The organism is Succiniclasticum ruminis DSM 9236 (assembly GCF_900112895.1).
GTDB lineage: Bacteria > Bacillota > Negativicutes > Acidaminococcales > Acidaminococcaceae > Succiniclasticum > Succiniclasticum ruminis.
Genome location: NZ_FONL01000012.1, coordinates 1 through 12,332, shown reverse-complemented (window position 1 = coordinate 12,332; position 12,332 = coordinate 1). Strand labels below are relative to the sequence as shown.

Sequence of the window (12,332 nt, the reverse complement as noted above, 5' to 3'; positions counted from 1 at the left end):
TGAATTTTCAGATATCATTCCCGGTTGCATGTAAAATACAGCCGTTATTCAGTTTTTTCTTTCATCCGGCAGCGGGATCTGCACCAGGACCGTGGCCGCAAACATTACCGTGCACCCCAGAAGTTCCCGGGAACTCATCTGTTCACCCAGCAAAAGCGCCCCGGCGATGACGGCAAATACAGATTCGAGACTCATAAGCAGCGACGCAATGGTGGGATCCGTAAACTTTTGGGCAACGATTTGCAGGGTGTACCCGATGCCGCCCGAAACCACGCCGCAATACAGGATGGGAACCGTGGCAGCCGCGATGCCTGCCCAGTTTGGACTTTCAGTAAAAGACGCAATCACAGCGGAAACAACTGCTGCCGTAGCAAACTGGATGGCAGCCAGTTCAACGGCGCTCGCCAGCTTAACGAAATAATCACAGCACAAAATGTGTCCGCTGAACATCAGCGCGCAGATACAGACCAGAATATCGCCCCGGGTCAGGCTGAAATCTTCTTTCACGCATAACAGATACATGCCGCCCACACCCAGAAAAACTGCCAGCCACACCAGCCATGAGTTTTTCTTTTTAAACAAAAGGAAATTCAGGATTGGCACCAGCAGCATGTACATGGCTGTGATAAATCCGGCCTTGCCGGCGGTCGTATACACTACCCCCATCTGCTGGAACACGCTGCCCGCCGTTAAAAACAGGCCGCAGCAGATACCGCCCTTCCATGTCCGGTTCCACTGTGACTTACGCTCCCCTGCCTGCACTGGTGTTTTTCCTGCCGCTCCGGGTACTGGCATTGCGGCAGCATTCCGCGGTGAAATATCCTTACTTTTCCTCTGCCGCAGGCCGAATGCCAGCGCGCCTACCATCACCGCTGCCAGGGCCATACGCGCCGCGTTAAACGTAACCGGTTCGATGCTGTCCATGCCCACGCGCTGGAACACAAACGCCGTGCCCCAGATCATCGCGGTCAGCAACAGCAGCAGGTTACCAAACATTTTTTTATCGTTCATCGTCTGTATTTCCGCTAAATTACTTAAAAAAAATAAAGAAAACCAAAAAAATGATACTGCCCCGCCGGTATTATCATGCAACAGGCATCTACTTTATTGTGATCACAACGATTTCCGGAGTGCTGCCGATGCGCACCGGCGAACCCCACAAACCGTAACCGCAGGAAGTGATGCCCATCATGTTGCCGAACTTCTTATTGCCGTAATCCAGCAGATACATACGTTTTGTTACTAAATTAAGCGGAGCCTGCTGGCCGCCGTGGGTATGCCCTGCCATGTATAAATCGTAGCCGGCCTTTTCCGCTTCCAAAAATCGCCGGGGCTGATGCTCCAACAGGATATTAACCTTACCGGGATCTGTACCCGCCAGTTTTTCCAGATACGGATTGCGCGGCTCACTGCGAAAGTCTTCCAGGCCGGCCAGATGCACGCCGCAGGGCAAATCCACCGCTTCGTCCACCAGCATATGGAAGCCGACGGACCTGAACAGTTCCAGTTCTTCCTGTACCCGGCCGCTGAAATGGTCGTGGTTTCCCAAAATCGCATAGACGCCGTGTTTGCTTTTAATATTCCGCAGCGGTTCATAGCTCTTTTCCCGCAACAGGTAACCCAGGTCGTTGTCTACCTGATCCCCGCCAAACAACACCACATCTGCATTCTGACGGTTAATAAGCGCTGTCAGTTCTGCCGCGTACTGCCGGCCAAAAAGGGAGCCCAGATGGATATCCGTGACCAGCACGATCTTCACCGGTTGAGACAGATGCTTTCCGGTATCATGCTCCATTGTCCGCACAACCGGGTGCAGCGCGTTCCAGGCACCGTAAACCAGAATTGCCATTACAGCAACAAAGGCCGCTTTTGCATAAAGGGTGTAAGCCTGTTGCCAGAAAGCCCCGTTTCCCCCGAGCAACCCAACAACCCGCAATACCAGATACAAAATACCCGCATAGGCAGAATAATGGAAAAAAGCCAGCCAGTACCCGCCCAGAAAGGCAAAGGGCCTTAATACCCGGGGATCAACGGCAAGAGAAGGCCCCCACACGTTGACCGCGCAAAACAGCAACGGCAAACACAGAAAGAAACACAAAACAAAAGCGTGGTTTAAAAATGTAAAACCACGCCGGTACATCAGCCAATATAGTCCGGTCAGCAATACCCCGACCGCTGACCAAAAATAGAAAAATCTTCTCATGGTCTACTGATCGTCACCTCTGAAAACTCTCAACGAGTTACAAGCAACATCCGTTAATTCTCCTGATTCCGGATTTCTTCCAGCAAAAACTCATTTTTAACTCTAATATAAGTACCTTTCATTCCCAGTGATTTGGTCTCAATCAGATTCGCGCTTTCAAATTTGCGCAACGCGTTCACGATGACGGAACGGGTAATGCCAACCCTGTCAGCAATTTTTGATGCAACCAGAATGCCTTCCGTACCGTTTAGTTCCGCCAGAATGTTAACGATGGCTTCCCATTCGGAGAAAGAAAGCGTGGAGAACGCAATCTGCACGCTGGCTTTCTTTTGCGCGTTTTCCTTTACCTGGACCTCGCGTTCCCGCAGGATTTCCACACCGATCACCGCTGCCGCATATTCCGCCAGCAACAGGTCATCGTCATTAAAATCCCTGTCATAACGGGCCAGAATCAGGGTCGCTATGCGTTCGCCGTTACCGTTAACCGGTACGATTGTAGTACGCTTTTCCCCGTACATACACTTCTTTGTGTCAATAAACGAACACTTCTGATCTTTGTGGCTGATATTGGAATTGGTTTCCGTTGTCTCCTTGACAAACTCCATGTACTTTTCCGGGAAACGCTGGTTCACCAGCACCATATCGCGCATCACGTCGCATTCAAACTCATCCAGCAGACCGTAGCCCATTATTTTTCCATCTATATCGATTACATAAACATTGCTGGAAATCAGGTTCCGCAGTAATAACGCAACCTCTTTATACTTGACGCGTTCCCCGTTCTGCATCAGTCTGTTCAGGATACGGGCTTTTTCCAGTAACTTCATTCACACACCTCCAAACTTATAACCGTTTACATTTACGCTCTGGGGAAATTTTTCTGATACACTTTATTGATTCTCTCGTTGGTAATATGGGTATATATCTGGGTCGTAGAAAGGCTTGCATGCCCTAACAGTTCCTGTACCGCACGCAAATCCGCTCCGTGTTCCAGTAAATGGGTAGCAAATGTATGACGAATCGTATGAGGACTGACGTTTTTCTGCAGTGCCAGCTTCTGCACATACTTGTCCAGAATCCGGCGGACACTCCGGTCGGTCAGCGCTCCTCCCCGGTTGTTCACAAAGACATACTGATGCTCGTCCACATGATATTTCGCCATCAAAACTGACCTGCTTTGCGCATAATAACGGAGAAACGCGTCTTTACAGGTATGCCCGATTGGCACGATGCGGTCCTTATTGCCTTTGCCATGCAACAGGACAAAAAGACCGCTCAGATCCACGTCTGCCAGCCGCAGGCCTGCCAGTTCCGACACACGGCAGCCGGTGGCATACAGCATCTCCAGAACTGCCTGGTCACGCAATCCTAACGGTGTAGCATCTGGCAGGTCCAGCAGGGAATCGATTTCCGTTTCTTCCAGAAAAACCGGCAGCCTTTTGTCCAGTTTCGGCGTACGGACCTTGGTAAATGGATTCTGACCAACGTACTCTTCCCGCAGTAAAAACTTGTAGAAAGAACGCAGGGACGAAATCCGTCTTGCAATGGTTCGTCTTGCGTAGTTCTCGTGATTGAGCCAGGCAAGATAGGAACGGATATGAATGACCTGAACCTCATTCCAGTTAAAGTCCGCTCCAGCTTTGGCAGCCATAAACTGTTCGAAATCGGATATATCCCTCCGGTAATTCTCACCGGTCAGCCTGGAACCGTTCTTTTCAACCAGTAAATAAGTATAAAATTTTTCAGTCCATTCTTTGCGCAGCTCTGCTTGCGACAAAAAATTCACTCCCCTGGAAACCATAAACCGAATATAACGAGATAAGATTTATTTTATAACTGTAAAATCAACTTGCTCTATACTACCACATACTACCACGAGTTTAGAAAATAAGCAAATTTATTTTTTTGAACTTAATATGAATTTTTCGAATATTCAAAAGCAGTGTTCTTTCAGAAAAATGAACGGCTCTTCTTATTCTCTGTTCCCCAGCCCGGAACACCGTTCCGTCACCTGTCCAAACGCCTGCAGAGCTCTCTGGGACAACAGTTCATTCCGGAATCTTCTTTTGCGCACTCTTTTTTCCAGGGGCGGCATGATGCCGTAATTCACATTCATAGGCTGGAAGTCACTAACGGCAGGATTGCTGATATAATGAGCCAGCGCACCCATGGCCGTAACTTCCGGGAAATCAACAGGGGGAAGCCCCTGCAGCGCGCAGGCAGCCTGAATGCCAACCATCAGGCCGGACGCTGCAGATTCCACATACCCCTCTACCCCCGTCATCTGTCCGGCAAAAAAGAACCTGGGATTTGTCCGCAGGCGGAAATCCGCATTCAGCAATTGGGGCGAATTCAGGTATGTGTTTTTATGCATCACGCCGTAACGCACAAACTCCGCATTTTCCAGACCGGGGATCATACGGAACACCCGTTTCTGTTCCGGCCATTTCAGGTGGGTCTGGAATCCTACCAGATTGTACAGCGTGCCCGCCGCGTTGTCCTGCCGAAGCTGTACGACCGCGTAGGCTTCCTGCCCCGTTCGGGGATCCCTGAGACCAATGGGCTTCAGAGGCCCGAAACGCATGGTGTCCTCACCCCGGTATGCCATCTCTTCAATGGGCATGCAGCCTTCAAACACATTATGTTCAAAATCTTTGACTTCAGCAGTTTCCGCTTCTTTTAAGGCTTCATAAAACGCCAGGTACTCTTCTTTTGTATAAAAAGGACAGTTAAGATACGCCGCCTCCCCTTTATCATAACGGGAAGCGCGGTAAATAATATCGTAATCCAGTGAATCCCCTTCCACAATAGGGGCCGCCGCGTCAAAGAAATGCAGATACTCTGCCTTGATGATGCGCCGGATCGCTTCACTCAGGGCCGGGGAAGTCAAAGGGCCGCTGGCAAAAATCACCAGGCCGTCCAGATTTTCCGGTTCTGTCACTTCTTCTTCCACCACCGTTACCAGCGGATGCTCCCGGATAAAGGTCGTGATCGCTTTCGCAAACATGTCCCTGTCTACCGCCAGGGCGCCTCCTGCCGGGACCCGGTTGGCGTCGGCAGCTTTCATAATTATGGAGTCCAGCCTGCGCATCTCTTCTTTCAGGAGACCTACTGCGTTTTCTACGTTGGCAGCCCGGAAAGAGTTGCTGCAAACCAGTTCCGCAAAGAATTCTGTTTTGTGTGCCGGGCTGGATTTGCCCGGGCGCATTTCATGCAGGATGACCGGTATGCCCCGGCGGACAAGCTGCCAGGTTGCTTCGCTTCCCGCGAGACCGGCCCCGATAACATGGACCGGCCGGCTCGAATTTATAAACTGTTCCATCATGTTCTCCCCGTCACAACTGAATTATGATATAAACGCCGAAAACCTGTGTCCTGCGGTTTTTCAGAAAATGGACAGGAGGATGGGCTGACTCTCATCCTCCTGCAGATTAAACCGCTTCTTCAGTTATTTAAATACACAATACGGTCTGCTGCTGCAGACTCTTTTAAACAATGCTTCGCATACTTTACGAATACATTAAAGTCGCGCCGTTTATTCTTCCGCTTTTTTTACGGCATTCCCGGCACCTTTTTTCCTGGAACCGGTTTTCTTTGTACGTTTCTTTTTTGCCGTTTTTCTTTTCGCTGTTTTCTTTTCTGTATCCGCGGTTTCACCCTCAATAAGCGAGGCCGTTGTCACCTTTTTTCTTCGACCCACACGCTTAGGCGCGGCATTGGTGCATTCCGGATCAGAACAAAAATATTTTATCCTGCCATTGCCCTCTGTCCGCTCCAGCAACTGCTTACCGCAAACCGGACAGGGTTTGTCGGTAGGTCTGTCCCAGGAAGTAAAATCGCATTCCGGATAATGTTCACAACCATAGAAGACGCGGCCCGTTTTAGTCCGGCGCTGCGTCACCTCGCCGCCGCACTTGGGACAGGGCACACCGATTGTTACCAGCAGCGGTTTGGTATTATGGCACTGGGGGAAACCCGAGCAGGCCTGGAATTTGCCGAACCGGCCTTCGCGGATGACCATGTCCTTGCCGCACAGTTCACACTTTTCACCACTTAACTGCAACGGAGGCGGATCCTTGGGAATCACCCGGTCCGCTTCTTCCAGCAACTGTTCAAAAGGTTTGTAAAAATCGGCAAGCGTTTTTTCCTTTTCCACCTGATGGGCCGCAATCGCATCCAGTTCATTCTCCATACGGGCAGAATACGGGATGTTGATGATATCACCGAAATGACCCGTCAGCATGTCCGCCACTTTGACACCTAACTCAGTCGCCATCAGCTTTTTACCATCCCGGACTACATAACCCCGGGTCTGGATCGTCTGGATAATAGGCGAATACGTGGAAGGACGTCCGATTCCTTCCTCTTCCATTTTCCTGACCAGGGAAGCTTCCGTGTAATGTGCCGGGGGCTCGGTAAAATGCTGTTCACCGGGCAGTACTTTATATAAAGTCAGCACAGTACCGGATTTAATAAAGGGTACTTCGGTCTGCTTCTCCGCATTCAGGTCTTTCTTATCCGCCAGGCACAGATGGCCGTCAAAGGTCATGACAGAGCCTGTTGCTTTTAATTCGTAGGCACCGGCTCCGATGGTCAGCGCGGTCTGTTCAAATTCCGCCGGAGCCATCTGGCTGGCAACGGTCCGGTCCCAGATCAGTTTGTACAGACGGTACTGCTCTTTTGTCAGGAACGGCTCTATTTCCTCCGGCTTTCTTTCGATGGAAGTGGGACGGATAGCCTCGTGAGCGTCCTGGGCATTGCTCTTATTACTGAACACATTGGGCTTTTCCGGACAGTATTTGTCGCCGAAATCCTGCTTTACCAGTTCACGGACTGCGTCTACAGCCTCTGCTGCCAGACGGGTGGAGTCCGTTCTCATATACGTAATCAGACCGGCAGAACTCTTGCCGATACTGATGCCTTCATACAGCTGCTGGGCCACCATCATGGTCCGGCGGGTCGTGAAGTTCAGCTTATGGGAAGCTTCCTGCTGGAGCGTGCTGGTGGTGAACGGCGGCAGCGCACGACGGGAAACTTTTTTACGGAAGGCAGCTTCCACCTTATAGGCCGCCTGTTTCAGATCGTTTTCCACTGCCAGCGCTTCCCGGGCATTGTGCATTTCCAGCTTATTGCCGTCCTTTTTGACAGCTTCCGCCTCAAACAAAGGAGCCCCGGCTTCCTCACGCAGCTTTGTCTTAATCGTCCAGAACTCTTCCGGAACGAATTCATCAATAACCTTGTCCCGGTCCGCAATGATCTTCACTGCCACGGACTGCACACGGCCGGCGCTCAGGCCTTTGCGCACCTTGCGCCAAAGCAGCGGGCTCAGCTTATACCCTACCAGACGGTCAATGATGCGGCGTGTCTGCTGTGCGTCCACCATCGCCATGTTTATGGGGCGGGGATGTTTCAGCGCCTCCTTAACCGCGCCGGAGGTGATCTCATGAAACTCTATCCGGCAGGGAGACTTATCGTCCAGTCCCAGGATGTGGGCCAGATGCCAGCTGATTGCTTCCCCTTCCCGGTCAGGGTCAGTTGCCAGATACACTTTATCTGCTTTGGCCGCTTCCGCTTTTAACTCGCGGATCAGATCCCCCTTGCCCCGGATATTGATGTACTTCGGCGTGAAATCATTCTCGACATCCACGCCCAGCGTACTCTTGGGCAGGTCACGCAAGTGACCCATAGATGCTTTTACTGCATAATTCTTACCTAAAAACCTGGTAATCGTCTTGGATTTAGTCGGTGATTCAACAATAATCAGATTCTTCTTCATATATCCTCCCATAAAATGATTCGGGTAATTAACCGATTCAAAAACAATCCGCGTGCTGGTGGTTACAGCCGGCAATCACTGCGCTGATTAAAACAATCAGCTTAATCAGATGAGAAAATACCGCTGCGCGGCATTCATCTGCACAAAGCCTTTCATCTGCAGTTCCAGCAGCATGACGCTGGCCTCTCCAACGCCGAAACCGGCTGCCGCTACCAGTTGCTCCAGCGTCTGGGGCCCCCGGGTCAGCAGGTCCAGTATCTTCTGCTGTTCTCCGGAGCATTTGCCCAACGGCGCCGCGCCGTTAAGCCCCGTAAAAAGATTGGAATGGGCGCTTCCGCATAATTCCGGAAAGACCTCTTCCAGGATATCCTGCGGAGAATCAGCCAGACGCGCCCCCGCCTTGATCAGCCGGTGGGGCCCGGCGCTTTTATCTGTAAAGATATTGCCGGGAACACAGAACACCTCGCGCCCTTCATCCATGGCAAACTCTGCCGTGATCAACGCCCCGCTCCGCTTCGCAGCCTGCACGAGCACAACGCCCTGGCAGATACCGCTGATAATCCGGTTGCGCTCCGGAAAACGAAACCTGTCCGGCCGGGTTCCGGGCGGATACTCGGAAACAAGCGCGCCGTTCGCTTCGATTTTTTCAAACAGCCTATGGTTCTCAGGCGGATAAACAATATCCGGGCCGCAGCCCAGTACTGCCACCGTTTTTCCCCCACCCTGCAGCGCCCCTTCATGGGAAGCTGTGTCGATGCCTTTTGCGCCTCCGCTGACAATGATCACCCCGGCTTCTGCCAGAGCCCTGCCAAAGCAGGCCGCTGCCTTTTTGCCATAGGCATCCGCCAGGCGGGAACCTGCCATACCTATGCTGTACCGGCAATCCGGCAGTGTTCCTTTCACATACAAAACTGCCGGTGGGCGCAGAATCCGCTTCAGACGTTCCGGATATGCGGAACTGACGACAGTAACAACAGAAATGTGTAACCGTTCACATTGCTCCTGCAACATTTCCGGAAGCCTTCTGTTCTTCCTGATGCTTTCAACAAATTTCGCAGTACGTTCCGGCGAAAGGATTCCCGTGGCAAGAATATCCGCTTCCTCCGCTTCATACAGATCCTGTGGGCTGCCAAAAGACCTGACCAGCGCAAGCAGACGCGCCGTATCAACCCCTTTGGCAGCTCCCAGTGCAGCCCAGTAAAATCGATCCATTAAACCGCCTCTTTTCTGAAATTTGGGTGCCCTTTATATGAAATATTGAATTTTATAGTGTCATGAAAAATAAGGTTACTTTAATATACATAGCACAACGGCTGTCATAAAGTCAATGTGTTTTTCGTTTTTTCTTCATTAAATAGTACAAAAGCCGTAAAATATCCGGAAGAAACATACATCAGCAGCGCAGCAGAAATACGGACAAAAATCAGCGACCCCGAAGTTTGTCCGTGAGTTCCGCGATCCGCCCCGCCGCGGCCCGGTGTCCGTAACGCTGCTTCCGCATTTTCTGCCTTTGCAGCCGTTCCGAAAGAGAAACCTTCTTCTCACGTTCCAGATAATCGTCCAGTTGCCGGATATCCGTTACTGCCGCAGCGCCATACTCCTGATGTAAAAACACCGTGTTCCCCTGTTCCTGCCCGGGCAGAGGATGATAAATCAAAATATTCGCTCCGCACTCCAGGCATTCCGCAAGAGATACGCCGCCGGCTTTGGTAATGACCACATCCGCCGCCTGCATCAGCTGCGGCATTTCATCGGTAAAGCCGAGTACCGTCAGACGGGAGATACTGTCATCGGCCTCACGCTTCGAAAACCCTTTTTGCATTGCTTCCAGTTTCTTGCGCAGCCCGTCGTTGTGCCCCGTAACCGCGACTACATAAATATCTTTAAACTTTTCGTTTTGCAGGCTTCTCACAATCTCTTCCATGGGCAGCATACCGCCGCCTCCACCTGCCAGCAGGCAGACAAAGGCATCCTCAGACCAGCCAAACCTGCTGCGTGCTTCACCACGTACTGTTGCAAGTTCCTGCTTTTCCGTAAACCTGCCGCGCACCGGAATGCCCCAGCCATAAAGCGCAGGCTGCGTTTCAGAACGTCCTGCCGCAGAACCTATCTGCCCAAACAGTTTTTCATCCGCAACAAAATATGCGTCCACCCCCGGACACACAAGCCAGCGGTGCACGGTGAAATCCGTCACAACAACCCCCAGCCACAGACCGGGGTCAAATTTCTGTTTATACAGTGAAAGAATACCTGTAGGCGTAGCATGGGTACTGAACACTGCATCAGGCTTTACCTCTTCGATAAATGATTTACCCAGACGCAGCAAAAATCCATTGATCAGGTTGCGCATCCGCAAGGAACCGCCGTCCCGATTGCTCCAGCGGTAGGAAAAAGCGTACAGCCAGGGGCAAACCGCCAGGACGGTTTCATAAAACTTCAGAAACGCCTTTCCGATGACTGACGGAAAAAAATCAAACACGTTCCCCTGCACCACTTCCACGTTTTCCAGGCCCAGCAAGGCTTCCTCCAGCGCAGCGGCAGCCATACGGTGGCCGCTGCCGATGGGGGCAGACAGAATCAGTATCTTCAGTTTTTTGTTTTTCGCCGGCGGAAGATTCATTTGTTGTTTTTTTTACCCATGTTATAATAATGATAACCAGCCCGTGTCACTAAACCAGGCTTTTAATGTAGCAAACACGCTATACTATACATCACCTTTGTAAAATATGCAAGAACAGAAAGATAAATTTATTATTATTATTGGTGCTGCCCCCTGACGGCAGCAGAACGGAGCATCACATGAGCAGCTTAAACGCAACCCCGGCAGGAGAGCGGGTCCATATCGGTTTGTTCGGAAAACGCAATGCGGGCAAGTCCAGCCTGATCAACGCCCTGACCGGGCAGAAGCTGGCGGTAGTGGCAGAGGTGCCAGGCACTACCACCGACCCGGTACTGAAAGCCATGGAACTTTTGCCCTTAGGCCCGGTTTTGATGATGGATACCGCAGGCATCGACGACACCGGCGAGTTAGGTCAGCTTCGCGTACAGAAATCCCTGCAGGTGTTAAACAAAACTGACATCGCTGTCCTTGTCATAGACAGCACCGCCGGCATTACAGAAGAAGATTTGAAACTGTTGCAGCGCATTCGGGACAAAGAGCTGTCCTGCGTGGTTGTGTTTACAAAAGCAGATGTGGCGGAGCAAAATGCTGCTTTGGAAGCAATGCATAAGCGAATCCCATCTTCTATTCCCCGGATTTCCGTCAGTTCCACAACCGGCAAAAACATCAGGGAACTGAAAGAACTGTTGGCCCACCTGGTTCCCCAAAAGAAGGCGCCTTTCCCCATCTGTGCCGATTTAATTGAACAGGAAGACCATGTATTGCTGGTAACACCCATTGACAGCGCCGCGCCCAAAGGCCGGCTCATCCTGCCCCAGCAGCAGACCATCCGCGACATCATCGACAGAGGTGCCGTTGCTGTTATTACAAAAGAAAACAATGTGGGCAGTTCACTGGAAAACATGAAAAAACCGCCGGTGATGGTCATCACCGACAGCCAGGCGTTCGTGAAAGTCAATCAGGCTGTGCCGCAGGAAATCAAACTTACCTCTTTTTCCATTTTAATGGCCCGTCACAAAGGCAATCTGGCACAGGCCGTGCTGGGCGTAGCCGCCCTGAAACAGCTGCAGGACGGCGACCGTGTGCTGATTTCCGAAGGCTGCACCCACCACCGCCAGTGCGGGGACATCGGCACGGAAAAACTGCCCAAATGGATCCGGGACTTCACCGGCAGGCAATTTAACTTTTCCTGGACCAGCGGCACGGAATTCCCGGCCGACCTGTCTCCCTACCGGCTGGTCATCCACTGCGGCGGCTGTATGCTGAACGAACGGGAAATGCAGTACCGTTACCGCTGTGCCGCCGACCAGAATGTGCCTATGACCAACTATGGACTGTGCATCGCCTATGTCCACGGGATTCTGAAACGTTCGTTAAGCGTGTTCCCGGATCTGGCGGAAAAAGTATAATCGCTTCCACCCCTTCAAGGGGTGGTTCGCTTAGCCCTATAAGGGCCCAACACAGGCCAGCGCCTAAATGACGCTGGCTTTCACTTTGTTCAAGCCGCAGTGGTATGACTACTTGCTACCCTTAAAAGGGTCTTCGTATTCTTTACTGAATAACGAATCTTCCATTTGATCCATCTTATCCTGTTCCCGGATATATTTCTGTATGGTTTGCGCATTCAGCCCTACCGTACTAACGTAATATCCGGTTGCCCAGAATTTTCGATTTCCAAATTTATATTTCAGATTCGCATGTCGTTCAAATATCATCAGTGAACTTTTTCCCTT

10 protein-coding genes are annotated in these 12,332 nt (G+C 51.3%); 1 reads left to right on the top strand and 9 read right to left on the bottom strand.

Annotated features, from left to right (window positions below; all coding sequences use genetic code 11):
• Positions 1–48 precede the first annotated feature (48 nt).
• The 8 genes from BM159_RS08530 to BM159_RS08495 form a co-directional block, all read right to left on the bottom strand.
• Positions 49–996, bottom strand: a complete 948-nt coding sequence (locus tag BM159_RS08530) for a DMT family transporter (RefSeq protein WP_245763692.1) — start codon at positions 994–996, stop codon at positions 49–51.
• Positions 997–1,099: 103 nt separating this feature from the next.
• Entirely contained in the window at positions 1,100–2,203 is a 1,104-nt protein-coding gene (locus tag BM159_RS08525; RefSeq protein WP_093913829.1) for a metallophosphoesterase, read from the bottom strand.
• Between the two features lie 53 nt (positions 2,204–2,256).
• Positions 2,257–3,030 carry a GTP-sensing pleiotropic transcriptional regulator CodY gene (gene codY / locus BM159_RS08520; protein WP_093913828.1) on the bottom strand — a complete coding sequence of 258 codons (774 nt, stop codon included), beginning with the start codon at positions 3,028–3,030 and terminating at the stop codon, positions 2,257–2,259.
• Positions 3,031–3,062: 32 nt separating this feature from the next.
• Positions 3,063–3,980: a tyrosine recombinase XerC gene (gene xerC / locus BM159_RS08515; protein ID WP_245763691.1), complete on the bottom strand. Its 918-nt coding sequence runs from the start codon at positions 3,978–3,980 to the stop codon at positions 3,063–3,065.
• A 195-nt stretch (positions 3,981–4,175) separates the two neighbouring features.
• A complete protein-coding gene (gene trmFO / locus BM159_RS08510; RefSeq protein WP_245763690.1) occupies positions 4,176–5,528 on the bottom strand; it encodes a methylenetetrahydrofolate--tRNA-(uracil(54)-C(5))-methyltransferase (FADH(2)-oxidizing) TrmFO in 1,353 nt (450 codons plus the stop codon).
• Positions 5,529–5,738: 210 nt separating this feature from the next.
• A complete protein-coding gene (gene topA / locus BM159_RS08505; RefSeq protein WP_093913825.1) occupies positions 5,739–7,979 on the bottom strand; it encodes a type I DNA topoisomerase in 2,241 nt (746 codons plus the stop codon).
• Positions 7,980–8,084: 105 nt separating this feature from the next.
• Complete coding sequence (gene dprA / locus BM159_RS08500) at positions 8,085–9,191, bottom strand: DNA-processing protein DprA (protein WP_093913824.1); 1,107 nt, start codon at positions 9,189–9,191, stop codon at positions 8,085–8,087.
• A gap of 211 nt (positions 9,192–9,402) precedes the next feature.
• Complete coding sequence (locus BM159_RS08495; protein ID WP_093913823.1) at positions 9,403–10,599, bottom strand: MGDG synthase family glycosyltransferase; 1,197 nt, start codon at positions 10,597–10,599, stop codon at positions 9,403–9,405.
• A gap of 179 nt (positions 10,600–10,778) precedes the next feature.
• On the opposite strand from BM159_RS08495, the gene hydF reads away from it, so the two are divergent.
• Positions 10,779–12,008: a [FeFe] hydrogenase H-cluster maturation GTPase HydF gene (gene hydF / locus BM159_RS08490; RefSeq protein ID WP_093913822.1), complete on the top strand. Its 1,230-nt coding sequence runs from the start codon at positions 10,779–10,781 to the stop codon at positions 12,006–12,008.
• A gap of 108 nt (positions 12,009–12,116) precedes the next feature.
• Here hydF and BM159_RS08485 read toward each other — a convergent pair.
• Positions 12,117–12,332: transposase (locus BM159_RS08485; RefSeq protein WP_177205982.1), on the bottom strand; the 216-nt coding region annotated here is incomplete at its 5' end.